This is a genomic window from Shewanella sp. UCD-KL12, from assembly GCF_001957125.1.
Classification (GTDB): Bacteria; Pseudomonadota; Gammaproteobacteria; order Enterobacterales; family Shewanellaceae; genus Shewanella.
The window spans coordinates 18816-44779 of record NZ_MPHJ01000025.1; the positions used below are offsets into that span (position 1 = coordinate 18816).

The following is a 25964-nucleotide window of genomic DNA, read 5'->3' on the forward strand; positions in this document are numbered from 1 at the left end:
GAAAAAGGCGCTCATTGAGCGCCTTTTTTGTTTTTGCTACTTCTTAAGTGTTAATAAATTGATAATAAGCAGGTGAATAAGCCCGTATGAACTGATACATTCAAGGTTAAGCTTTGAGCGAGTTCACTATTAATTGAATGATGCTAATAACTAAAATTCTAAAAGCAGTCCTTATATCTATTGTCATTGCAACTTGCATAACTCCTGTTACGGCAAGTGAATTCGTGTTGCGAGTATTTGGTGAGGCTGATGGCTTAGAAAGTGGAACGATTAACGATATCAGTTTTGATAGTCACGGCTTTGTTTGGGTTGCAACAGAGCGGGGTTTATTTCGCTTAAGTAACTCTAAGACCCGTCGAATTGATAAGGTCACTTTCGATTTACGGCTTTCTGGTGAGTTTATTAACTTAGTGGAGCCTTTAAGTGATCGACACTTATTAGTCAGTAATTATTCGGATACCTACCTTTATGATATGAACCGAGATGAATTCATTCGTTTTGGCAGTTCATCGCTTTTCCCTGAATATAAAGGTGGGGGAATCATTGCTCAAGTTAGACAAAATGGTCACTATATTTTGTTAACACTGGAAGGCGAACTTCTTCAATACTCCTATGAAAAACAGCAATTAGAACGCATTAATTTTCTCCCCACCAATGCCGACGTACCCTGGAGATCTTTGGTCGCTTTAGATGATGGAAGAATAATTGTCGGCACCGAATATGAACTTCAACTCCGGGACAGCAATGGGGAGAGGTTAGCCGTGTTCCCTTGGGTAGAGGAACATGGCCTGATGAAGCAACTGTTTAAGGACTCTAAGGGGCGAGTGTGGTTAAGCTCAAGTGAGGGGGTGTATCGAGTTTATGCTGACGCAGTACAAATTGAAGCGGTTCCTGCACTGTCCTTTTATGCCACCAATATCGCAGAAGATAATGAGGGAAGTTTTTGGATATCAGGAAGAATAGGTTTAGTAAAGTGGCTACCAGGTGAAAGCCATTATCAGTTGTATAAGGAAGATTTAAAGAAAAAAGCTGATATGGATTATATCTATGATATAGCCATAGATAGTTCAGGTTTGGTTTGGGTTGGCGGCGCAGGAGAGGGGCTTGCTATTGTTGCAACTGAACCTAGTTTTTTAATTGAAACTTTTACCTCTACAAATGCTTACTCAATTAGCAACGAGATGATCTGGGCTGTTCATGCTGAGACGGATAAGCTTTGGCTAGGTACAGACGATGGGCTTGTTTTTATTGATAAAATTACCCAAAAGTCGAGAACAATCTCCCCTTTAGGTTTAGAGCTTAACGACAGCATTTATAGTATTGATGAGCTTGATGCTGAGCATCTCTTGCTTTCGACAACCAACGGCCTGTTTGTTGTAAATAAAATAAACTTTAGCGCTCAAACTTTTGCTCAATGGACCCATGGTGATAATTCATTAGAACATAAGGTTGTTTATGCGAGTTATCTTGACCCTATGATTGAGGGGCGGTGGTGGTTTATGACGACCACGGGGCTTTTTTATTGGGAGCCCGGCTTATTTAATCCACAACATATGCCTGTATTTGAAGGTGGTATTAATCCGAGATTAATCGATATAAGAACCGTACTGCGTGATGATGCTGGAAGGCTATGGCTGGGTGGCAAGGAGTTATTTGGTTACTTAGACCTTGAGGGAAAATATCATTCAGAGCTTGATAGTTTTAATGATGAAAACAGCGAAATAGACGTTAACTATATCGTACCTGTCGGCTCGGATTCATTTTGGATTGGCACTTCGCCAGAAGGGATAATTGAATATGATTTAGCTTCTTTGAAGAGTAAAGAGTTAAGTCGTTTGTGGGAGGTTGATTGCGATTCAATCTACTTTATCCAGCAAATTGATAACTACAGGGTCGTTGGCTGCCCTAAGTCACTTATCAGATACGATATCGAGTCTGATGAGGTCATGGTACTCGAGCGTGATGACGGACTTCTTGGAGGAGAGCTTAATGATGGCGCTTTCTTCTATCAGAAAAATGTTGGGCTTTTTCTCGGTACGCCTGATGGGGCTATGTTACTCGATATCGATAAGCTGACGAATAGAATACAGAGGGACAAGGTATTACTCGAAGCTGTTTCTGTATTTTATGAGAGTGGGCCTGAAGTAAAGTTACTGCCTTTAAGTGGGATGGATATTCAACCTGGTGCCCGTATGGTGAGTTTTCAGATCACAAGCCTTGACTACCTCGATGATACTCCAATGACTTTACAGTATCGATTGAGGCGAAGAGGGGAGCTATCAGAGGGGGAGTATGTATTACTTGGTGGCCAGTCTCAGCTCAATATTTCAGGTCTAGTCTCAGGCCACTACACGCTTGACTTATTAAGCCAGGAAAATGGGGTCTGGTCTAAGACCCCGTTTGAGTTTGAATTTAAGGTTAAACAGTTTTGGTGGCAAACTCCTTGGTTTAGAGGACTATTTTTACTCACTTTATTAATTATCTGTGTCGGTATTATTTTATATCGTCAAAGGCAAGTTAAAGCTTTTAAACTGATTAACTCAGCTTTGGTTGAGAGTGAGGACCGTTTAAGGCAGTCCCTCAAGGGCAGCGACTCTGAGTTGTGGGAGTGGCGGCACGATACCCAGATGTTTAGCCTCGAGAATCAAAGGGCTGAGAATGAATCTGAGCGTAACAATATTATATTTAATCTAAGTGAGTTTCCTGTTCACCGTGATGAAAAAGATAAAGTCGTCATTGCTTGGAATAAGATGTTACTTAGAGAGACAGATCGCTTTGAAGTTGAATACCGATATCGACGAGATGATAGAACTTGGGGCTGGACAAGAGTTCAAGGGCGTCCGGTGGAGGTTGATGACTCAGGAACTGTATTAAGAGTTGCTGGTATCTATTCAGATATAACCATTCAACGTCAGCTTGAAGACGATGTAAAGCTGCTAGCACAAGCATTTGGTAACACTTCTGAAGGTGTATTGATTTTAGACGCCAATGAGCGCATCAAGGTTTCTAACAAAGCTGCCCAAACCATAATAGGCATTGATGCAAAAACGCTAAATGGTAAGCGGTTTTCAGAGCTAGTTCAGACTAAGGAAGGGCAATCTGATGAAGTGGTTCACTTGCTTCAGCAAGGCGTAACTTGGACTGGTGAACGCGAATTTATCTGTGCGGGTGGCGGTATCTGTCCTGTGTGGTTAAACGTATCAGCTATGTTAGGCAGTAAGGGGAATATTACCCATTATGTTGCTGTTTTTTCCGATATCACTGAGCGGAAACGAACCGAAGCCGATCTTAGGCGTTTGGCTAATTACGATGTATTAACAGGCTTACCAAATAGATCGCTTTTCTCTACTCGATTAGCGCAGTCAATTCACCGAGCTGAACATAGTGGTGAGAAGTTAGCGTTGATATTTCTAGATTTAGACCGATTCAAACATGTCAATGATTCATATGGCCACAGTATGGGGGATGCCCTGCTCGTAGAGGCTGCAAATCGTTTGCAATCATGTATCTCCGAAGAGCACACCCTGTGTCGATTTGGTGGGGATGAATTTGTGATCTTACTAAGAGAGGCAGACAACCTTGATAGGATAAATCATATTTGTGCTCAATTACTCGAACAGATTGAGAAACCATTTGAGCTCTATGGTCGGGAGTTTTTTATCTCTACTAGTATTGGAGTGAGCCTATGGCCTGATGATGCCAGGCAGCCTGAAGTGTTAATTAAAAATGCCGATCAGGCTATGTACCATGCTAAAGAGGAGGGAAGGGGGAATTTTCAATACTTCTCATCCGAGAGAAACTCTGAAGCACTTTATCATTTACGGCTTGAGGCAGAGCTACGTAAAGCCATTGAGCGGCAAGAGTTTGAACTTCACTATCAGCCCCAGGTAGATATTCTTAAGGGGGATAAATTAATTGGTATGGAGGCTCTTTTACGTTGGCGGCATCATAAGGATGGCTTGATCCGCACCGATGTATTTATCAAGGTCGCAGAGTCATGCGGGTTGATTGTTGATATTGATCGCTGGGTGCTAAGGGAGGCATGTGTTCAAGGTGCTATTTGGTCCAATACTTACCAAGACAATTTTAAACTCTCAGTGAATATTTCAGCTGTGCATTTTCGCCAGCCTGACTTTATCGATGGGGTAAAGCAGATCCTCGCAGAGACAAAAATGCCAGCATCCGCATTAGGCTTTGAGATCACTGAAGGTGTGTTAATGAAGGAGCTGGATATCGCAAAGGAGCATCTATTAGGGCTTAGAGCCTTAGGGGTAGATGTTGCGATAGATGATTTTGGCACTGGCTACTCATCATTGGCGTATTTACGGCATTTTGATGTTGATACCTTAAAGATTGATCGCTCCTTCCTTATCGATATCGCCACCAATGAAGCTGATCAGGCGATAGCGAGTAGTATTATTGAGCTTGCCAGGAATTTAAAGCTAAATGTTGTTGCCGAAGGTGTTGAGACTAAGGAGCAGTTAGAGCAAGTCTTTAGCCGAGGTTGTTATGTTATCCAGGGATATTATTTCTCCAAACCACTGGCTAAAGTTGAAATGGAAAAATATATGCAAAGCCCTTCTGTGTTTCCTACGGGATGAAATCGCAGTCGCTCAATCGAAGCATAGCATGCTTTCATTTTTAATCATTTGTAGCGTTTTTTGATAGAATGAGTGCGCTAAGTATCCATAACCACTAAAGATATAACAAATATGACACGTATACTCACACTGCTTTGCCTGCTTACTTTTAGCATATCTGTGCTCGCTGATGATGTCAGGCCTAAAATAGGTCTGGTACTGAGTGGTGGTGGAGCAAAAGGTGCGGCCCATATTGGGGTGCTTAAAGTATTGGAAGAGAACCGAATCCCCGTTGATTATATTGCGGGGACGAGTATCGGTGCATATGTCGCTGGTATGTATGCCTTAGGCTACACAGCTACTGAAATAGAAAAAATCATGTTGAATGAATCGTGGTCGGATGGTTATTCAGATACGATTCCTAGGCAAGCGCTAAGCTATCGCAATAAGCAGCAGAGAGATAGATTTAATATTCCTCTAAATATGGGGTATCGCGACGATGAGGTCAAAGTGCCCAATGGTTTATTGCGCGGGCAAACTATGTCGCAACTGCTGCAGCGCTCTACAGGGTTGGTGAACCAATTTGGCCATTTTGACGAACTGGCTATTCCCTACCGTGCAGTGGCAACGGATCTAGAGACAAGCCAGGCTGTGGTTATCAGTAATGGCAGTATCGTCAAGGCGATGCAAGCTTCTGCGACTGTTCCTGGTGCACTACAGCCCGCGAATTTTGAAGGTAAGTTACTTATTGATGGTGGAATTGCCAACAATATGCCTGTCGATGTAGTAAAGGCACTTGGGGCGGATATTATTATTGCTGTCGATATAGGCTCTGCGCTAGTGAGTAAGGAGGAGTTAACGAGTACGGTCGCTGTGCTTAATCAATTATCGACTATGTTGACGAATGCCAGTACCGAGAGGCAGAAGCAACTTCTGATGAGTGAAGATATTCTCATTCGCCCAGATGTTGGGGAGATGAGTACCACTGATTTCACCATAATGCCTGATGCATTTGCTTTAGGTGAGCAGGCGGCCCTTGAACATTTAGTGAGTTTACAGGGGCTAAGTATTGAGAGTGAAGCGTACCAGAAACACCTGGAGCGAAAAAAGCGTCTTAGTCGTAACTGGCTAGATGATATTGATCATCCAATAGTTAATATTGTATTTAACAATGAATCGAAAGTGAGTGAATCCTTACTAAGAGAGACCTTAGGGCTTAAAGAGGGGGATGTGGTTACTGAAGAGGAGCTTGCTAAAGGGATTGCCGAAATCTATTCACTTGATAAGTTTGAGCGGGTTAACGCCGAGTTTATCGATACCGATGAGGGCAGAGTACTGACGTTAAATACGCAAGCAAAATCTTGGGGACCGAATTACTTCCAGTTAGGTTTTAGTTGGGAGGATGATTTCTCTTTGGATTCAGCGGTTTCACTTGATCTGGCCTATACCATGACAGATCTAACAGATACTGGTGGCGAGTGGCGTAATGAGCTTAAGCTAGGTTTTGAAAAACTAGTATCGACAGAGTTTTATCAACCACTGGATTATGACCAAGGCTTCTATGGCAGAGTAAAAGCCAGCTATGAAATAAATGATTGGGAGTTCTTTGATGACAATTCAAGAGTGCTTCAGCTGAGTCAAAAGCAGTACCGAGGTGATGTCGGTATTGGTTATAACTATGTCAAAGAGGGCATGATTGAGCTCGGTTTTACTGGCGAGAAAGGCAAGTTAGAAAATGCACTACTTTTAGAGGATTTCGAATACAACTCTTATGGTGGTTACTTCAAAGTAGGTTTCGATAACTTAGACAGTATTAACTTTCCTACCTCTGGAAACAGAGTCACGCTGGATGTTTATTATCGTACGGAGGAAAGTCCTACGATAAGTCACATTGAGCCTTCAGATGAGTCTGTTCAGGTTGAATTTGATTGGCGGGGGGCGTTAAGTTTAGGTAATCATGCGTTTGTAGGGATAGCTTCATTGGCTACGGTGGATAAAGAAGCTGGCTTTAGTGTGCATGTCTCTGAACTTGGTGGTTTCTTGAACCTCTCTGGTTACCATAAAAATTCCTTAGTGGGTCCACATAAAGTGTTTGGTGCATTCGTGTATCAATATGATCTTGGCCGTGATGTGCTCGGAATGACCGATTATCCGCTCTATCTTGGTACCAGTATTGAGGCGGGTAATGTTTGGACATTTAGAGAAAGTGTTGATCTTGATGATCTTATCTATTCTGGCAGTTTATATTTTGGTACCGATACAAGTATGGGGCCAGCTGCATTAGGCTTTGGGTGGGCTGATGATGGCGAGAAAGCTATTTTCCTATTTATTGGTAAGAACTGGTAACACTATTGCGCGTTATAATTTATCTGAGGACTCAAGTTCAAACTTGGTTGTATACCCAAGGGAAAATAGTAACTAGATTGAATTATTACAAGCGATAAAAATATGATGTTAATCGTTTTATTAAAGTATTTGTTAATAATGCTTATTATAAAATGAAAGCTAAATAGTGGAGCCCTAGAGGTTAAGGGGCTGTTAAGGCCTATTTTTATTCGTGTCGTAGGGGGCTGCCTGCATGGTCGATGTGCAAATATCAATGGATGTTTCATACTGCTAAAAGTTAATAATCCAAATCATTAATCAAAAATTTACTTCAGTGGTTGTATATATATTTTATTATAGTTTTTGCTAAAATAGCGGCGAAAAATAGCAACGCCATTAATTGATAAAATATTTTATGATACGTTCACTCACTTTCTTTCTAATGCTATCCCTCAGTTTTTCTCTATTTGCCACAGAAGCTAGGCCAAAAATTGGCTTAGTATTGAGTGGTGGCGGTGCAAAAGGTGCTGCACATATCGGTGTGTTGAAGGTACTTGAAGAAAACCGTATTCCAGTCGATTATATAGCTGGAACCAGTATCGGTGCTTACGTCGCAGGCATGTATGCGCTGGGTTACAGTGCAGCTGAGATAGAGAAGATAATGCTTAATGAATCATGGTCTGACGGGTATTCAGATACTATTCCACGACAAGATTTAAGCTACCGAAATAAACAGCAAAGAGATAGATTCAATATCCCCGTTAATATTGGGTATAGCGAAGAAGAGATCAAGGTACCCAATGGATTGCTCCGTGGGCAAACCATGTCGCAACTCTTGCAACGGTCAACTGGGTTAGTCAATCAGTTTGGTCACTTTGATGAGCTAGCTATTCCATACCGTGCAGTCGCTACCGATCTAGAAACCAGTAAGGCTGTTGTTATTAGTCATGGCAGTATTGTCAAGGCGATGCAGGCTTCAGCGACGGTACCAGGCGCACTACAGCCTTTAGAGTTTGAGGGGAAATTATTAATCGATGGTGGCATAGGTAACAATATGCCCGTTGATGTGGTGAAAGCTTTAGGGGCTGATATTATTATCGCAGTGGATATAGGTTCTTCTTTGGTAAAAAAAGAGGAGTTGACCAGTGCGCTCGCGGTACTAAATCAGCTATCTACTATGTTAACCAACGCCAGTACTGATAAGCAAAAATCATTATTAACTGATGATGATATCCTTATTCGACCAGATGTTGGCGAGATGAGTACTACTGATTTTACTATCATGCCGAAAGCTTTTTCATTGGGAGAAAAAGCAGCCATAGAGCATTTAACTAGCTTAAAAGGGTTAAGTGTTGAACAGCATGATTTTGCTCTCTATCTGGCGAAAAAAAAACAGCTAAGACGCCGTTGGCTTGAAGATATTAATCATCCTGTCGTTAATATTGTTTTTGATAATCACTCTAAAGTCAGCGACTCGGTGCTGCGGGAAACTTTAGGTATAGAAGAGGGAGAAGTCGTTTCTCAAGAGCAGTTAGCTAAAGGGATTGCCGCTATTTATTCTTTGGACAAGTTTGAGCGAGTTGATGCCGAGTTTATCGATACCGACCAAGGTCGAGTGCTGTCGTTGAATACTCATGCGAAATCTTGGGGGCCAAATTATTTCCAATTAGGCTTTAGCTGGGAAGATGATTTTACCTTAGATTCTGCTGTCTCATTTGATTTGTCTTACACATTCACAGACTTAACTGATATTGGCGGTGAGTGGCGTAATGAATTGAGGCTAGGTTATGAGAAGTTAGTAGCGTCTGAGTTATACCTACCACTTGATTATGATCAGAGCTTTTATGCAAGAGCAGAATTAGGTTATGAACTAAAGGATTGGAACTTCTATGAAAGTAATGCTAAAGCGCTGCAATTATCTCAATCACTTTATCGCGGTGATATAGGAATCGGTTTCAATTATATAAAAGAGGGGATGATTGAGTTCGGGCTAACCGGGGAGTCTGGTGAATTAGAAAATAAAGCATTCATAGATACAATTGAATATGACACCTTTGGTGCTTACCTCAAGTTTGGTTACGATGATTTAAATAGCATTAACTTTCCGACAGAAGGTAATAGGTTTACATTTAATCTTTTTTATCGGCAAGAGAATACTCTAGATTTATTCGGCATTGACCGTTCTGATAACTCCTTTCAAGTAGAGGCCGATTGGCGTGGTGCACTGAGTTTCGGAAACCATGCCTTTGTAGGGATTGCATCATTGGCGACAGTCGATATGGATGACAGCTTTAGTGTTCATATGTCCGAATTAGGTGGGTTTCTTAACCTGTCTGGTTATCATAAAAACGCCTTAGTCGGGCCTCATAAGGTTTTCGGCGCATTCGTATATCAATATGACTTAGGCCAAGATGTATTGGGGATGACTGATTATCCACTTTACTTAGGTGGTAGCTTAGAGGCTGGTAATGTTTGGGCAATCAGAAGTGAAGCAAATTTAGATGATCTCATTTATTCTGGAAGCCTTTTTTTAGGAACAGATACAGGGATCGGCCCTGCAGCATTAGGCTTTGGTTGGGCTGATGATGGCGAGAAAGCTATTTTCCTATTTATTGGTAAGAACTGGTAAGTGTCTTTTATTAAGATAATTGCATTAATAGAAAGTTACAAATATAGGCTATAGTGTTAAATCTCACGATGTTAGTGTGAAACGGATAAAATAGAGCAGGCTTATTAGCCTGCCGACAAATGGATAATCGGGGATAAAAATGAATAAAGTTAGCAAATTAGCTATTGGTGTCGCCTTTAGCTTAGGTCTTGTTGCCTGTAGTAATGAACTAACAGCATCAGTAACTCAAGAAGTTGCTAAGGTGTCGGGTGTAGAGAAGGCAAATTTTGATAAAGCTGTTCGTCACCAAGATGATTTTTACTACAGCGTAAATGGGCACTGGCTTGCTAACACGCCTATTCCTGCTGATAAATCGAATTACGGTGCTTTCTCTGTGCTTTATGAGCAGAGCCAAAATGCACTGAAGAAGATCATTGATGAAACTGCTGTGACGCCCAATAAAGAGGCTGGTTCAAGTGCGCAAAAGGTGGGTGATTTTTACGCCAGTTATATGAATACTGATCTTGTTGAGCAGCTTGGTATCTCACCATTGAGTGAGCAGCTGGCTGATATCGCTCTTGCCAAAGATCATAATGATATCGCCAGTCTTATGGGAAGCTTGCTGATTAGCGGTGTACAGATCCCGTTTGGATTCTACGTTAATAATGATGCCAAAAACTCAACCGAGTATGCCGTCTATATGTACCAGTCGGGGTTAACTTTACCTGACCGTGATTACTATCTTAAAGACGATGAAAAGTTTGTTTCTAACCGCGCCGCAATGAACAAGTATGTTGCTGAAATCATGGCTCAAGCAGGTAGCAAAGATACACAGGAAATTGCTGCTAGCGTCGCAAAAATAGAGCAATTTATCGCTGCGAGTCAGTGGAGTCGCGTTGAGTCTCGTGATGCAAACAAGAGCTATAACAAAATGGATAGAGCTGAGCTCTATACTAAGGTTCCTAACTTCGATTTTGTCCAGTTTTCAGCCAGTGCAAACATAGATAAAGTCAATGAGGTGATTGTTCGCCAACCCTCTTATTTTGAAAAGTTTGGCAGTGAGTTCACTAAGTTTTCAGTTAAAGAGTGGCAAGACTATCTCTCTTTTCATTTAGTAGATAGCTATGCTGAGCTATTGAGTAAAAACTTCGTGGACCTTCATTTTGCATTCCATAGCAAGACGCTGATGGGAATTGAGGAGCAAAAACCTCGCTGGAAGAAAGCGGTGGATGCATCGGATCAAGTGATTGGCGAGCTCGTTGGCAAAGAGTATGTAAAGCAGTATTTTAAGCCTGAAGCTAAAGAGAGAATGGAAGGTTTGATCCAAGATCTGATTAAAGGTTTTGAGGTGAGCATCAATGAGCTTGAATGGATGACGCCTGAAACTAAGGTTGCAGCCCAAGAGAAGCTGTCTAAGTTTACCTACAAGATTGGTTACCCAGATAAGTGGAAAGATTATACTGACCTTAAGATAAAGGCAGAACAGCTCGTTGGTAACTACAAGCGCTATGCAAAGTTCGAGTATAAGAGCATGCTTGATAAGCTTGGTAAGCCTATCGATCGCACTGAGTGGCATATGACACCTCAGACAGTCAATGCTTACTACAACCCTGTAATGAATGAGATAGTATTCCCTGCCGCAATTTTGCAGCCACCATTCTTCAATATGGATGCAGATGATGCCGTTAACTTTGGTGGTATCGGTGCAGTGATTGGCCATGAGATTAGTCACGGTTTTGATGACCAAGGTGCTAAGTACGATGGTGATGGTAACTTACGTGATTGGTGGACTGATGCCGACCGTGAAGAGTTCCAAAAGCGTGGGGCACAGCTGTCTGCTCAGTATGGGCAGTATGAAGCTTTGCCTGGCAAGCATGTTAATGGCGACCTGACTTTAGGGGAGAACATTGGCGATTTAGGTGGATTAACTGTCGCGGCTCGGTCATATAACCTGAGTTTGAATGGTAAAGAGTCACCAATCATTGATGGTTTAACTGGTGAGCAGCGATTATTTATTGGTTGGTCACAGGTTTGGCGTCGTAACTACCGTGATGAGGAGTTAGGCCGTCGCTTGATGACAGATTCTCACTCTCCAAGCCACTTCCGTGCAATGGGGACGCCACGTAATATCCCTGCTTTTTACCAAGCCTTTGATGTCAAAGAGGGCGACAAGATGTTCTTATCACCAGAGCAGCGCGTTAAAATCTGGTAACTCTATGCCTTGATGATTGAAATATGACTAAGCCCACCTTTTGGTGGGCTTTTTTATAACCGTTTCATGTAGCCTATTAGAACCTAGAACCTAGAACCTAGAACCTAGAACCTAGAACCTAGAACCTAGAACCTTCTAATAACCAAGCCTAGAACTTAGTAAATCGGGCAGCTGCGTTAGATCTTTAAGCTGCTGGTGGGCGATGATCCATTTAGCTTCAGCTTGATGCTCTTTTTCTGGGATCGCAATAGTCTGCATATTAGCGGCTCTTGCTGCAATAAGGCCATTAAATGAGTCTTCAATGGCAACACAATTGTCGGCAGATATGCCTAATTCAGTGGCACAGTTGAGGTAAACTTCTGGATGGGGTTTGCCATATGTGAGGTGCTCAGCCGATTGTATAGCGTCAAAAAAGTGCGATATGTTGAGCTTGTTTAAAACGGCGTTGATAATATCGCTCGATGAAGAGGTCGCTAAGCCAATTTTATACCCTTGCTCTTGGCAAAAGGTTAATGCAGTAACGACCCCTTCCATAGGCTGACCTTCAGCCTCAATAAAGCTTACCACTTGCTCGACAATCGTCTTTGCCGTTGCTGAATTGTCGTAGTTTTTCCACGGCATTCTTTGATACCAATAACTAACCACTTGATCAATTCTTAAGCCTGTTGTTTGAAGTGTATCGTCGAAAGTGATTGGAAGCCCTAGATCCGTCATGGTTCGAAACTCCGCCTTTTGCCAGCTTGGCTCTGAATCAATCAAGACACCATCCATATCGAAAATGACGGCTTTTATCTGTGGTGAGGTCATAGGAGTTCCATATATTCGTTATAACTAGCATGAATAGTACTCCTATTTTTTTGCAGTTTCATGGCCATTTTATTGGTTTTTTTATGACGTATTGGCTTCTAATTATGAGTGTTTATTGATTGAATAATGAAATGTACCTCTGTAACTAACTGTTAATTATTGATTTAAGTTTTATAGGTGACGATTGTCTAATATTATTCGTGCTATTTATAGCTTAGAGTGTTTTATAACATTGTTAGTAGTGTGGTTAATGGGTATGTTTCTGCTCGATAAGAGTGTGATCTGATTCAAACTTTTGTAAAGCTATAGTATAATACCCACCAGAAAAAAGGGTCGAGCCTGCAGGACTGTCAGCTTTCACATTGAGGAAGTGCAGTATCGGTGAAAGAACGCCAAACAAAGAGGAATGTTGCCGTGCTAGAAGCATATCGTAAACACGTCGCAGAACGTGCTTCAGAGGGTGTAGTCCCTAAGCCATTAGATGCCCAACAAGTGGCTGAGCTAGTAGAGTTAGTAAAGAACCCACCTGCAGGAGAGGAAGCTTTTATTCTCGACCTGCTTGAAAACAGAATTCCACCTGGAGTAGATGAAGCCGCCTATGTAAAAGCGGGTTTCTTAGATGCTGTTGCTAAAGGTGAAGTTACATCTTCAATACTATCATCAGCACGTGCCGTTGAGTTGCTAGGCACAATGCAAGGTGGTTACAACATCGAGCCTTTGATCGCTCAACTAGATGTTGCTGAACAAGCTCCTTTAGCTGTAACAGCACTATCAAAAACTTTGTTGATGTTTGATTCTTTCCACGATGTTGTCGAAAAAATGCAGGCAGGCAATGAATTTGCCAAGCAAGTTGTTCACTCATGGGCTGACGCCGAATGGTTCCTGAACCGTCCAAAGCTTGAAGAGAAAATCTCGCTGACCGTATTTAAAGTCACTGGTGAAACTAACACTGATGATTTGTCACCTGCACCAGATGCATGGTCTCGCCCAGATATTCCTTTGCACGCGCTTGCTATGCTAAAGAATAGCCGTGAAGGGATAGTTCCTGATGAAGCGGGTTCTATTGGTCCGATTAAAGAGATTGAGCAGCTAAAAACTAAAGGTTTCCCATTAGTTTATGTTGGTGACGTTGTCGGAACAGGTTCTTCACGTAAATCAGCGACTAACTCAGTGCTTTGGTTTATGGGTGATGATATCCCTAATGTCCCTAACAAGCGCGGTGGTGGTTTCTGTTTAGGTGGTAAGATCGCGCCTATCTTCTTTAATACCATGGAAGATGCGGGTGCACTACCTATCGAACTTGATGTGAGCAAGATGGATATGGGCGATGTGATCGATATCTACCCATATCAAGGTGTTGTTAAGCGTCATGATAGCGATGAAGTGATCTCTGAGTTTAGCCTTAAAACTGATGTGTTAATGGATGAAGTGCGTGCTGGTGGCCGTATTCCATTAATCATTGGTCGTGGTTTGACTGCCCGTGCTCGTGAAGTACTAAAGCTTGAGGCATCAAGTGTATTTGTTCTTCCACAAGATGTGGCTGACACAGGTAAGGGCTACACCCTTGCGCAGAAGATGGTTGGTAAAGCGTGCGGTGTTGAAGGGATCCGTCCTGGTCAATATTGTGAGCCTAAGATGACCTCTGTTGGTTCTCAAGATACTACAGGTCCTATGACTCGTGATGAGCTTAAAGATTTAGCTTGTCTAGGTTTTAGTGCTGACTTGACGATGCAGTCATTCTGTCACACCTCGGCTTACCCGAAACCTGTTGATGTTAATACTCACCACACACTTCCTGACTTCATCATGAATCGTGGTGGTGTTTCTTTACGTCCAGGTGATGGTGTTATTCACTCTTGGTTAAACCGTATGCTACTACCTGATACCGTTGGTACTGGTGGTGATTCGCATACTCGTTTCCCTCTCGGTATCTCTTTCCCAGCTGGTTCAGGTCTTGTTGCCTTTGCTGCAGCAACGGGTGTTATGCCACTGGATATGCCTGAGTCAGTCTTGGTTCGTTTTAAAGGTGAGATGCAGCCAGGTATCACTTTACGTGATTTAGTCCATGCCATTCCGCATAAAGCGATTGAGATGGGTCTACTGACTGTTGAGAAGAAAGGTAAGATTAACTTCTTCTCTGGTCGTGTGCTTGAGATCGAAGGCCTTGAAAGCTTGAAGGTTGAGCAGGCATTTGAACTGTCAGATGCTTCTGCTGAGCGTAGTGCTGCTGGTTGTAGTATTAAGCTTGATGAAGAGCCTGTGATTGAGTACCTAAACTCGAACATCACCATGCTTAAGTGGATGATTGCTGAAGGTTACGGTGATCGTCGTACGATAGAGCGTCGTATTAACGCTATGGAAGAGTGGCTTAAAGATCCTAAGCTGATGTCTGCTGATGAAGATGCAGAGTATGCAGCAGTGATTGAGATCGATTTGAATGACATCAAAGAGCCAATTCTTTGTGCACCAAACGATCCTGATGATGCTGTGCTGCTTTCTGATGTTAAAGATACTAAGATCGATGAAGTGTTTGTTGGTTCTTGTATGACGAACATAGGCCACTTCCGTGCAACGGGTAAGATGCTGGATAAGTTTGCTACTGCTTTGCCGACTCGTCTATGGATCACTCCACCGACTAAGATGGATCGCGATCAGCTAACTGCTGAAGGTTATTACGCTATCTTTGGTCGTGTTGGTGCACGTGTTGAAACACCAGGTTGTTCTCTATGTATGGGTAACCAAGCACGCGTTGCAGACGGTGCGACAGTGGTATCAACCTCAACGCGTAACTTCCCTAACCGTTTAGGTACAGGTGCGAATGTTTACTTAGCATCAGCTGAACTTGCGGCCGTTGCCGCGCTTCTTGGTCGTCTACCAAGCAGTGCTGAGTATCAAGAGTATGCTAAAGAGCTTGATGCTACAGCTGCAGATACTTATCGTTACTTGAACTTTGACCAGATGGAAACATACACCCAGAAAGCCGGTGAGGTTATTTTCCAGTCTGCGGTATAAATTAGCTACTGACTCAGCCCTCTTAAACTTTCAATGTTTATAGAGGGCCTAGTTACCACTAGTTAATGTACAAAAAAGGCGAGATTCATCTGCATGAATCTCGCCTTTTTTTCTAATTTTTAGCGGCTAGCACCTAGCACCAAAAATTATGAATGCTTAGTGTGGAGTTCTTCGAGCAACCTATCTTCCAGCTCAAATCGAGTTTCCATTGCATGTCCCAGTGATGACAAATCTTTATCGAGTTGGTAGAGGAGTTTATCATCGACAGACTCGGTATATTTATCATTGAAATCTAACGCTGAGTCAGTCGTTTCACTGATCCGTGGAACGAGGTTTTGTGCAACTGATTGACTTGTTACCCCATTTTTCTCGCAGGCCGTGACGACTTGGTCATAGACCTCAAAATGTCCTTCAGAAACATAATCAACTAACAGAGCGCAAAACTCTTTAATCGACCCTGCTGCAGGCAGCGACTTTTCAGTTGACTCATAAGGAGGGATACCAGCTATTTGACAGTAGTTGATGAGAAGTTTGCGACGGTTATTGAGCCAGTGATCGATAAGAGTATTGGAGCCACCCCATTTTTGTTCAGCTTTTTCTAGTTGTCTTAGCATGATCTTTCCCATTAAAGAGTTCTTCCCTGACTTCTAATGTAGGTGACAAACAGGGTAATGATCAACCATTATTCGATTATTTCAGCAGATAATCGTAAAGAGATAAGTAGTGTGTTTTGTATACAAAAATAATGGTTCGATGTAGAACTAGATAGGAAGTTGAATAGACTAAAAATAAAATGCCCAGCGATAGAATTCTATCGCTGGGCGAGTAATGGTTTTGCAGGCTCGATGCGACGAGCTTCTTGATTGTTCTTGCTAGCGCAGACTTTTTATACCAAAGGCTGACAAGATGTGCAACTTTTTTCTACGATATTGGGAACATTAACACTTATAAATTGTCGGGGTATTTACTCTAATGATCTGTGATAACTGCTCTAGCGCGTACTTGCCGTCATACTCATGTGGCTAAATTTGATATCTAGAGGTATTTGTCACATAAATGCTCAGATACAGGTTACTTTATTAACGTAAATGCTAAACTACGACCCCAAGCGGATATCACTATAAGTTTAGGAATCAAGCCAAATGGCAGAATTAAAGAATGATCGTTATTTACGTGCGTTACTAAAACAGCCAGTCGACAGAACTCCTGTATGGATGATGCGTCAAGCTGGTCGCTACCTTCCAGAATATAAAGCTACCCGTGCCGAAGCCGGTGACTTTATGTCTCTATGTAAAAACCAAGATTTAGCTTGTGAAGTGACACTACAGCCACTTCGTCGTTATGATCTAGATGCCGCGATCTTATTCTCTGATATTCTTACGATTCCTGATGCTATGGGTCTAGGTTTATACTTCGAAACAGGCGAAGGCCCACGTTTTGAGCGTCCTACTGATACTATCGATTCAATCAAGAAACTTTGTATCCCAGATCCTGAAGATGAACTTGGTTACGTGATGCGTGCTGTTAGCACTATTCGTCGTGAGCTAAAGGGCGAAGTTCCGCTGATCGGTTTCTCTGGTTCTCCTTGGACACTTGCTACCTACATGGTTGAAGGCGGTTCAAGCAAGACATTCGAAAAGATCAAGAAGATGGCTTACGAAGAGCCAAAGACATTACACCTACTGTTAGATAAGCTAGCTGATTCAGTTATCTTGTACCTAAATGCACAAGTAGCTAACGGCGCACAGTCATTGATGATCTTTGACTCTTGGGGTGGCGCACTTTCACACCATGCATACCGTGAATTCTCACTGCGTTATATGCAGAAAATCGTTGATGGTTTAACACGTCATGCAGACGGTCGCCAAGTACCTGTCACACTGTTCACAAAAGGTGGCGGTCTATGGTTAGAGTCTATGGCAGAAACTGGCTGTGATGCACTTGGTCTAGACTGGACTGTTGATATCGGTGATGCACGTCGTCGCGTTGGGCATAAAGTTGCTCTACAGGGCAACATGGACCCATCTGTACTGTACGCATCTCCTGAGCGTATCCATCAAGAAGTTGATCAGATCCTATCTTCTTATGGTGAAGGTACCGGCCATGTATTTAACTTAGGTCATGGTATTCACCAGCATGTTGATCCTGAGCATGCAGGCGCATTTATCAACTCAGTACATGAGCTATCGGCTAAATACCATAAGTAAGCTATATCTGTGTAAGTTATAGATACTCGAGAAGACCCGCTAAATAGCGGGTCTTTTTTTATCTCACTTTTAATTCAATCTGAAAGCAACTTCCTACACCAGGGGTACTTTCTATATCGATTTTACACTCAAGCAGACCGAGCAAATGCCTAACGATGGCTAAGCCGACCCCAAGTTGAGGCAGGCTATCAATACGCTTAAAGTTAGGTTTTGTCTGCATCTGTTGCAGGGCTTGTAGTTCATGCTTATGCATACCAGAGCCATTATCGGATACGCTAAGCCAAATGTGCTCCGGATTTTGTTGCCGCACCTCTTCAGCAGAATGACGGAGAGAGATGCTGATAGCGCCTCCTGAAGGAGTATATCGAATCGCATTATCCACAAGGTTAGATAACACGCGCATTAACAGCTGTGGATCTGTGTTTACTGTGATCTGCTCAATCAGTTCAAACTTGAGTTCTACTTTTTGAGTCTTGGCTCTAGGGGCGAAGTAGAGTTTCAGTTCTTGCAATAAGCTATTTAAATCTGTGTCCTTAAATTCAGGTGTGATCTGTCCATTTTCAAGTGCAGCGAGCTCTAGCATCTGGCTGAGAAGTTGCTGAATATATTGACCAGAGTTTGCAGCGATCTTAATTAGATCGCTACTACGTTCATTTGGAGGCAGTAATAACCAGGTATCTATATAACCTTGCAGTGAGGTCAGTGGCGTTTTGAGGTCGTGAGAAAGATGAAGTAAAAAATCATGCCTTGCTTGCTGCTGACGATTGATTGATTGGTGCTGCTCACTAATTTCATTGAGCAAGCGCTTAATATGCTGGCTTAGCTGTCGGATCTCTATACTGCCTTTATATTCGTGAGACAGAGATAGGCCATCATCGAGTTTTTGGGTTTCGACTAAACGTAAATCATGCTCGAGGCGTGAAAGTGGTGAGGTGAAGTACTTAGCGAGCAGGGCAAATAACATCAAGGCAAAGATGATTGAACTGAGCAGTATTCCACCCCATATTTTAAGGGTGTGGTGCTCGCTCACGAGTGATTGCCAGGTATCAAAGTCTTCACCGCCTATGATGACATAGAGGTAACCAGTCTCTTTGCCTGACTGGTCATTGAGCTTTGCTGCCGAGAATATCTTATCGCTGTCTAGTGAGCGCGGATCTTCTCCTTTAATGGGAAGAGTGCTGCCCGTAATAAATGAAGTTATGGGAGCTAAAGAAACTTGAGTGCGCTTAATTTTATTTTCTACAGCATCGAATGCGATGATATTGCCTTGAAGGTCTAACGTGTAGATCTCAAAACTAGGTCCGAGAAGCATAAAATCATGAAAAGCTTCTTTCAGGGCTTCGTCAGAAGTTATGCCTTGTGACAGCAAGGGGTTAATATGGGCCATATGCGCTGCTAATTCTCTATGTAGAGACTGCTGCACTTCGTTACGGCTATACTCTTGGCTAAATTGAAGCCATTGCCAGCTAATAAGTATCAAGATAAAAACTATGACACTTGCCGAAAGTAAAAGTCGGCTGAATAAACTTTTCATCGTTTTACCTTCAGAGTTATATCTCTGTCTAATCGACCAATATAGAAATTAATTAGTGACTTGCTTGTTGACCTGGAGGGGTAAATTTATAGCCGACTCCCCATACGGTTTTAACGAGATCAGCAGCCGATGAACAGTGTGATAACTTAGCTCTAAGTCGATTGATATGACTATTCACTGTATGCTCATACCCAGTGTATGAGTAGCCCCATACCGCTTCTAAAAGCTGCATACGACTGAACACTTGCTTAGGGTGCTGAGCCATATACAAGAGCAGATCAAACTCTCTGGCGGTAAGCTCTAAACTGGTGTCGAAAGCGATGACCTCCCGAGTTGTGCAGTTAATGGTAATGCCATTAAAATCGAGTTGATCTTCTTGTGGTTTTTCTCGCTGTTCTTCAATGTGGTGGCTACGCCTAAGTAGCGCTTTAACGCGTGCTCTAAGCTCTAATACGCTAAAAGGTTTCACGAGATAATCGTCAGCTCCAGCTTCTAGTCCGAGTACGATATCGGCTTCGGAGTCTTTGGCGGTCAATATCATACATGGGACGGTTTGCCCGGATTCTCTAAGTTGTTGGCACAACATGATGCCGTCGCCATCTGGTAGCATGCGATCGATAAGGATAAGATCGAAAGTGTGTTGTTCGATTGCTTCTCTAGCTTGCTGTAGTGTAGTTCTATGGGCAACACCGTAGTTTAGGGTATTGAGATTCAGCTTCACTAGATTTGCCAGATCAGGTTCATCTTCCACGATTAAAATTTGTTGACTGTAATTATCAGCAAATAATTTTTGTGTTCCATTCATCTTGGGTCACTCAATGCAGATCCGTAAAGCAATAGACCTGCTTGAGTGAGTATTTATTTCACCCAATAATTTACCGAGATCTATTTCAGTCGTTCGATTGAAATAGCGAGCACTGGGTTGTCGAATCTATGGGAGGCTGACAATACAGAGTCACTTAAGCCATCATCGACGCTAATCACTCCAGGATGAGCATGAACTCTGTCAACATCATCTCGCATGGCATTAAAGCCCTCTCCACCGTCAACGGGCCCAGGTATAGACCCTTTTTCTTCTGAGTTGGCCTCTGTCCCCGCATCGTATGCGATAGCATTCATTTTTTTTATCTCATCGATGGCAAGTTGATTAAGGGAAAAGCTATTTACGCCTGTAAAGGCATCATTGGTATTGACCAACATGGTCAAGACGGATATTGATTCTATTTCACCCTCAGTTAGCATTAAGTCGAAACTCTGTTTCATACCCGGTGCAAGCGCAGTATCCCCAGTCACTAAGGCATCGACCCCCTCAATGTTTGCAAACTCTGCACTATCTCCAGACTCGGCAAGGGTTTCCAGTGCCAAGCTTGATGTTTCACCTGTGCGCCATGGGCTAAAGCTGGTTTGATGCCTGATTAAGGCGATGGGAGACATGGGCTGATCTGCCGTCAAGTTTGTTACTGTTACCCGGTAATCCTGAGTTGGAGTAGGAGCGGGAGTAGGCTCTGGCGTGGGCATAGAGTCGGTGTCATTATCTGAACAAGCACTCAAAGTAAGCAGTGATGTGAGTGCAATAGGTAGAACGAACTTCTGATGGGTTATGGCTTTGATGATACTCATTGTTCTGCCCCCTATTTAACTTCAACGACGACTCTAGCGACCGGATTCAACCATCTATGGATGCGGCTATCGAGATCGCTCATACCGCCTGCGGTATCTGTATCACCTAATACGCCGGGGTGAATATGAACATTTGAGTTAGCACTATTATCCATCACTCCTGTGCCATTGGCGCCACCATCACCGCCAGGCGCTGCCGGTATTCCGGGAGTTCCTGGCATGCCACCACCATTAATTATCTCATCATTGGCTTCAGTGCCAGCGTCATAAGCATTGATGTTTATGGTGTAAGAGCCTGGTTCAGTAGGGATCTTCCATGCATCCAGGCCTATGAAGGCATCATTTGTGGGTAGTACCATGGCAACAATAGATAGGTGTGTCATGCTTTGAGTATCTAGCATGATGCCGCTAGTTTTCGCACCAGCTGCTAAGAGACCCATAGCTGGGTTTTCTACGGTAATTTCGCTATTACCCGCTGCTGCCGCTGCCAAATCCCCTATGTCACCACCCTCAGCCATTTTCTGTAGAGCTGGGGTTGCCATCTCTCCTGACTGAAAGAGGTGGCTTGCATCGTCATGAGCAGTGATCAAGATAGGAGTAAAATGATTGCCATGGGTTAAGTTGGTGATGCTTATCTCTAACTCGGCGGCCGAGACCGGCACGCTTACTATGCTACCGAGAAGGAAGAGTCGGGATATATGGTTTAGATTCATGGTGTATCTCCTTGTGTTCGAATCGAGTAGGTATAGCTTGATTCTTACAAAGGGATATCACTGTCCTATCTCCACTAAATCACAAGTTGAATAAAAAAGTATCACAAAAGTGTCACGGCGAACTATTTACCATTAAATTCATCGCTCCCTTGCCATTAATGGTGGGCTTTCTGAGCTATATCAAGGTATCTAGATTGGAAAAAATGCACTCTATTGGCTACTTTAGCAACGGGCAAATCAAAACTGGTTTTCTCTGTGATGCAAATGGGGTATTTTGCATGCCAAAGTTATGGAAGCGCTATCAATTTTAGCGTTAATCGCTGTTAATTTTTGGGTACTCCATTGCGAGAGAACATGCATATAGGCAAAAAGCTGATCGTTTTTGTTGTCGGTTTCTGTATACCAGCATTGATTGCAGTATCATACTGTCTAAATGTTTGGTTCGATCATCGAATTGAAAGTTTAAGGCATGATGCGATAAAGATTGAGCTGGTTACCATACAGTCTCAATTAGAAAAAGACATCAAGCAGCTTGAGTTACTCGCGAAGGTCTATGCGGTTCCTTTATCGGAGCTTAGCCCTCTTAAAAGAGTGTCGCTTGATGAGGCTTGGAGATCGAGTCAGATAACACAGTACCTTAGCCTATTTTATTTAGAGCAAGGAAAGCTAAAGCCATTCTCCCCGCTTTATGATGATGTCATGTCCTTCGAGCTCGAAGCTATCTCTGATGAGCTAGTTAATGCTCAAGTCGCTAAGTCAGGCATCTATCTGAATAAAGGCGTAGGTTACGCCGTGAGCATGATGCCCATAGAGGCTCAAAAGTCAGTACTTATGGTGAGAAGACTGACCTCAAGTTACCTGTCTAAGTATGGTTTACAGGGCGTTGTTAATTCAATTGAGCTAGGTGAGGGCGCAGTCAAAGCCAATAGCGGTGTCGACAACAGCAATTACACTTACCAGCTTGCTGTTCCCAGTTTCATCTCTACCCAACCTGTTCATCTTAATATTAAGTTTTCTCAACATATTTTTAGTCATGTGCAAGTCAAATATGATCTTGTGTCTGTCGGTATAGTAGGAATAGGCTTTCTCATTTTAATTCTGGGCTATGCCTGGTTAAATCAAGGGCTTATTAAACCTTTTCATCGATTGATGAAACAGCTTAGTGAGATAGACCCAACGGCAAAGAATTACTCACCATTAGTGGGAAGTGGCTGCTCTGAGTTGGTTGTTATGGCTGAAAGAACTAATACGCTATTAGCACAAATTTTTCAGCAAAAAGAAAGAGCTAAGACTACGTTAGAATCAATAGCAGAAGCGGTGATATTGACCGATGTCGGCGCTAAAGTGGTGTACCTTAACCCGCAAGCAGAAAGATTATTAGGAGTGAGTTGTGACTCTGCCATTGGCATCACAATCGATACGCTGCTAAAGACAGATAAAGATATCAATGACGAACTTTTTGGCTTAATGGACAGCAAAGCTTTAGAGCCTGTATTAAGTAAATTAAAGCTAAAAACTGACATTACTCGAATTATGGAGCGCAGTATAAGTAACCTGCTAAATCATCAACAAGAGGTTATTGGTACTGTCATTGTTCTGCGTGATATCACTCAAGAGGAATTGCTTAAACGAAAGCTTAGATTGAGGGCTAACTTTGATCCCATAACCTCGCTATTAAATAGGCAGGCATTTGAGGAGAGGCTAGCGGTATTTAGCCAAGGGGCTCAGTCGATCGCTATCTGCTATTTTGACCTTGAGCAGTTTAAGCTTATTAATGACTCATGTGGCCACAGTGCTGGCGATAGAATGTTAGTGATGGTTGCTAAAGCGATGCACTCCTGTATTTCCAAAGATGAGATGTTAGCTCGGCTAGGTGGCGATGAGTTCGGTCTAGCAATTCGCGATCATAGTGCTTTAGAGGTTGCTCAGCTGGTTAAAAGGGTTGTCGCCTGCGTTTCTATGCAGGTTTTGCATGATAACAGCTGTCATTACAAGGTCGGTGTTAGCGCAGGAATTGCCATTGCAAGAGCGCCCTATATTTCGCCAAAAGAGTTATTGAAAGATGCTGATATCGCTTGTATTGCAGCTAAACAGAAGGGCTGTAATCAAGTACATTTTTATGATGATAAAGATAAAGAGCTGACTTGCCAGCGAAATGCCCCTATGTGGGCAGTCAGAATCGGTCAGGCTATCGAACACAATGAGTTACTGCTCTACTATCAGCCGATTAAAAGTATGAAAGCGGGCAATCATCGTCAGCGATTAGAAATACTGCTGCGTATCCAGGAGCCAAATGGACGTATTCTCTCTCCCGCTCAGTTTATAGCGGCTGCTGAACGCTTCAAATTAATGAATGATGTTGATAAGGAAGTGATAAGAAAGGCATTTTTATGGCTATCGCTCCATGAGGAAGTGTGGAGCGATCACTGTATATCGATTAACTTATCAGGCAATAGTTTAGGTGCTGAAGGTATGGTGGATTATATTGCTGAGCAGTTTGAACGTTTTGAGATCCCAAGTGAATGTATCTGCTTTGAGATTACAGAAACCAGTGCGATTCAGAACCGCAACCGAGCTATGGATATGCTCGAGTACCTTCGTAAGCTAGGTTTTTCATTTGCACTTGATGATTTCGGTAGTGGCTTTGCTTCCTATGGCTACCTCAAGGAGTTACCAGTCGATTACGTCAAAATTGATGGTTGCTTTGTAAAAAATCTGGCTAGCAATGCTAAAGATTTTGCCATTGTAAAATCGATTCATGATGTGTGTGTGGCGATGGGGATTGAAACAGTTGCAGAGTTCGTCGAAAACCAAGATATCATTGATAAATTGGAGACCATAGGTATCAACTACGCCCAAGGTTATGCGATAGGGCGACCCCAACCGTTATCGGGTTACCTACCTAGAGAATCGACTTTACAGCGATTGAGCGCTTAATCGGTATCGTCATAAGATAAAAATCATTGATCTAGGTAGAGTCAACTATCTATGCTATATATTTAGTATTCGAATCAATATTCAGGGAATGAATATGGAAGGGCTGACAGATAAAGTCATCATAATTACTGGCGCATCGGAGGGAATTGGCCGAGCGTTAGCATTAGCTTTAGCACCTCTAGGCTGTAAGCTAGTGCTTAGTGCTAGAAATGAATCTAGATTACTCTCTCTCGCTCATGAGATTGCCAACCAAGGCGCCGATCCTCTGGTGTTCGCTGCCGATGTTACCAGTCAAACTCAATGCAAGGAGCTTGTTGAAACAGCAATTGAACACTTCGGTAGACTGGATATTCTTGTTAATAATGCAGGCATGACCATGTGGTCAAAGTTTGATGAGCTCAATGAGCTAGATATCTTAGATCGTATTATGCAGGTTAACTACTTTGGCCCCACTTACCTTACACATGCTGCACTGCCAGAGCTGAAAAAAAATCAAGGACAAGTGGTTATCGTTGCGTCTGTTGCAGGCCTCACTGGCGTACCGACGCGTTCTGGTTATGCTGCATCTAAGCATGCTGTGATCGGCTTTTTTGACTCCCTCAGAATTGAACTTGCCGATGACAATGTTGCTGTTACAACCATCTGTCCCGACTTCGTTCTCTCTGAAATTCATAAACGTGCCTTAGGCGCTAACGGTCAGCCGTTAGGAGCGACACCCATGCAAGAGTCTAAGCTGCTCACAGCAGAAGAGTGTGCCAAGATGATGGTGCCAGTTATATCGAGTCGAGGCCGCCTCTTGATCACCTCTTTAAGAGGGCGGTTAGGGCGATTACTTAAGCTATTTGCGCCACGTCTTATTGATAAAATTGCCAGAAGAGCGATAGCATCTGGACATTAGATTAAGTGAATATCAGTAAACAAAAAGCCCTCGTGATGAGTAATGCTATTCGGATAAGCACTACTGCTTATATTTAAGTGGATAGCGGCTGGGTATATAGAGCACTGAACGTGGATATGTTCGGTGCTTTCTTTTATCTGGAAGGATAAAGTGTTTKATATCGGCCYGCATTTGCTTCAGCTTAGCTGGCAACTTCCCATCAGGTGATAAAGYAAGCCATCTTAATTGAGTGTCTATCAAGCTTATCGCTGCGGTAAAGCTAATACGGGTGGGTGCAACTTTGGCTTCTTTTGCTATCGCTACCATTTCTAAGCGAACCAGATTATAAGCGATAAGCACACCCCATAGTTCTTGCTTAACACCTTCAACAAATTTGCTTCGTAACGTCACCTTACTTTGCAATTGAGTTTGCTTCAGTTCGCCGTATCCCTCCTCTATTTCCCAGCGTTGCCAGTAGATATTTAGTAGTTTATCCACCGGATATTTAACAGGGTCAACCAATGAGGTGACA

The 25964-nt window shown here is 42.8% G+C and carries 15 protein-coding genes; 8 read left to right on the plus strand and 7 right to left on the minus strand.

Annotated features, from left to right (window positions below; genetic code table 11):
* Positions 1–140 precede the first annotated feature (140 nt).
* The 4 genes from BM736_RS23630 (at position 141) to BM736_RS23645 (ending at position 11725) form a co-directional block, all read left to right on the plus strand.
* Entirely contained in the window at positions 141–4601 is a 4461-nt protein-coding gene (locus BM736_RS23630) for an EAL domain-containing protein (RefSeq protein WP_076416755.1), read from the plus strand.
* A 111-nt stretch (positions 4602–4712) separates the two neighbouring features.
* Positions 4713–6926 carry a patatin-like phospholipase family protein gene (locus tag BM736_RS23635; protein WP_076416741.1) on the plus strand — a complete coding sequence of 738 codons (2214 nt, stop codon included), beginning with the start codon at positions 4713–4715 and terminating at the stop codon, positions 6924–6926.
* A gap of 394 nt (positions 6927–7320) precedes the next feature.
* Complete coding sequence (locus tag BM736_RS23640) at positions 7321–9534, plus strand: patatin-like phospholipase family protein (protein WP_076416742.1); 2214 nt, start codon at positions 7321–7323, stop codon at positions 9532–9534.
* A gap of 139 nt (positions 9535–9673) precedes the next feature.
* Positions 9674–11725, plus strand: a complete 2052-nt coding sequence (locus BM736_RS23645; protein ID WP_076416743.1) for a M13 family metallopeptidase — start codon at positions 9674–9676, stop codon at positions 11723–11725.
* Between the two features lie 135 nt (positions 11726–11860).
* On the opposite strand, the gene hxpB is transcribed toward BM736_RS23645, so the two are convergent.
* Positions 11861–12532, minus strand: coding sequence for a hexitol phosphatase HxpB (gene hxpB, locus BM736_RS23650; protein WP_076416744.1), 672 nt, complete (start codon positions 12530–12532; stop codon positions 11861–11863).
* A 414-nt stretch (positions 12533–12946) separates the two neighbouring features.
* Between hxpB and acnB the strand changes: the two genes are divergently transcribed.
* A complete protein-coding gene (gene acnB, locus BM736_RS23655; protein WP_076416745.1) occupies positions 12947–15544 on the plus strand; it encodes a bifunctional aconitate hydratase 2/2-methylisocitrate dehydratase in 2598 nt (865 codons plus the stop codon).
* Positions 15545–15690: 146 nt separating this feature from the next.
* Here acnB and rsd read toward each other — a convergent pair whose 3' ends face one another.
* Positions 15691–16158: a sigma D regulator gene (gene rsd, locus BM736_RS23660; protein ID WP_179079103.1), complete on the minus strand. Its 468-nt coding sequence runs from the start codon at positions 16156–16158 to the stop codon at positions 15691–15693.
* A gap of 528 nt (positions 16159–16686) precedes the next feature.
* Here rsd and hemE point away from each other — a divergent pair.
* Complete coding sequence (gene hemE / locus BM736_RS23670; RefSeq protein WP_076416747.1) at positions 16687–17751, plus strand: uroporphyrinogen decarboxylase; 1065 nt, start codon at positions 16687–16689, stop codon at positions 17749–17751.
* Positions 17752–17809: 58 nt separating this feature from the next.
* Here hemE and BM736_RS23675 read toward each other — a convergent pair whose 3' ends face one another.
* The 4 genes from BM736_RS23675 to BM736_RS23690 form a co-directional block, all read right to left on the minus strand.
* Positions 17810–19285, minus strand: a complete 1476-nt coding sequence (locus BM736_RS23675; RefSeq protein ID WP_076416748.1) for a HAMP domain-containing sensor histidine kinase — start codon at positions 19283–19285, stop codon at positions 17810–17812.
* Positions 19286–19337: 52 nt separating this feature from the next.
* Positions 19338–20090 (minus strand): response regulator transcription factor, encoded by a 753-nt coding sequence (locus BM736_RS23680; protein ID WP_076416749.1) that lies wholly within the window; start codon positions 20088–20090, stop codon positions 19338–19340.
* A gap of 80 nt (positions 20091–20170) precedes the next feature.
* A complete protein-coding gene (locus BM736_RS23685) occupies positions 20171–20905 on the minus strand; it encodes a spondin domain-containing protein (RefSeq protein ID WP_076416750.1) in 735 nt (244 codons plus the stop codon).
* Between the two features lie 11 nt (positions 20906–20916).
* The gene (locus BM736_RS23690) at positions 20917–21618 is read right to left on the minus strand and encodes a spondin domain-containing protein (RefSeq protein WP_076416751.1); all 702 of its coding nucleotides are present in this window, start codon (positions 21616–21618) and stop codon (positions 20917–20919) included.
* 354 nt (positions 21619–21972) lie between these two features.
* Between BM736_RS23690 and BM736_RS23695 the strand changes: the two genes are divergently transcribed.
* Entirely contained in the window at positions 21973–24555 is a 2583-nt protein-coding gene (locus tag BM736_RS23695; protein ID WP_076416752.1) for a bifunctional diguanylate cyclase/phosphodiesterase, read from the plus strand.
* A gap of 94 nt (positions 24556–24649) precedes the next feature.
* Entirely contained in the window at positions 24650–25453 is an 804-nt protein-coding gene (locus BM736_RS23700) for an SDR family oxidoreductase (protein ID WP_076416753.1), read from the plus strand.
* A gap of 60 nt (positions 25454–25513) precedes the next feature.
* On the opposite strand, the gene BM736_RS23705 is transcribed toward BM736_RS23700, so the two are convergent.
* Positions 25514–25964 (minus strand): transposase (locus BM736_RS23705; RefSeq protein WP_143562476.1); only part of this gene is annotated, 451 nt, incomplete at its 5' end.

Bases quoted from the DNA above. Each gene is read 5' to 3' on its own strand.
- BM736_RS23635 (WP_076416741.1), top strand. From the start codon at position 4,713: ATGACACGTATACTCACACTGCTTTGCCTGCTTACTTTTAGCATATCT.
- hemE (WP_076416747.1), top strand. From the start codon at position 16,687: ATGGCAGAATTAAAGAATGATCGTTATTTACGTGCGTTACTAAAACAG.
- BM736_RS23685 (WP_076416750.1), bottom strand. From the start codon at position 20,905: ATGAGTATCATCAAAGCCATAACCCATCAGAAGTTCGTTCTACCTATT.
- BM736_RS23640 (WP_076416742.1), top strand. From the start codon at position 7,321: ATGATACGTTCACTCACTTTCTTTCTAATGCTATCCCTCAGTTTTTCT.
- BM736_RS23700 (WP_076416753.1), top strand. From the start codon at position 24,650: ATGGAAGGGCTGACAGATAAAGTCATCATAATTACTGGCGCATCGGAG.
- BM736_RS23645 (WP_076416743.1), top strand. From the start codon at position 9,674: ATGAATAAAGTTAGCAAATTAGCTATTGGTGTCGCCTTTAGCTTAGGT.
- rsd (WP_179079103.1), bottom strand. From the start codon at position 16,158: ATGCTAAGACAACTAGAAAAAGCTGAACAAAAATGGGGTGGCTCCAAT.
- BM736_RS23690 (WP_076416751.1), bottom strand. From the start codon at position 21,618: ATGAATCTAAACCATATATCCCGACTCTTCCTTCTCGGTAGCATAGTA.
- hxpB (WP_076416744.1), bottom strand. From the start codon at position 12,532: ATGACCTCACCACAGATAAAAGCCGTCATTTTCGATATGGATGGTGTC.
- BM736_RS23675 (WP_076416748.1), bottom strand. From the start codon at position 19,285: ATGAAAAGTTTATTCAGCCGACTTTTACTTTCGGCAAGTGTCATAGTT.
- BM736_RS23630 (WP_076416755.1), top strand. From the start codon at position 141: ATGCTAATAACTAAAATTCTAAAAGCAGTCCTTATATCTATTGTCATT.
- BM736_RS23680 (WP_076416749.1), bottom strand. From the start codon at position 20,090: ATGAATGGAACACAAAAATTATTTGCTGATAATTACAGTCAACAAATT.
- BM736_RS23695 (WP_076416752.1), top strand. From the start codon at position 21,973: ATGCATATAGGCAAAAAGCTGATCGTTTTTGTTGTCGGTTTCTGTATA.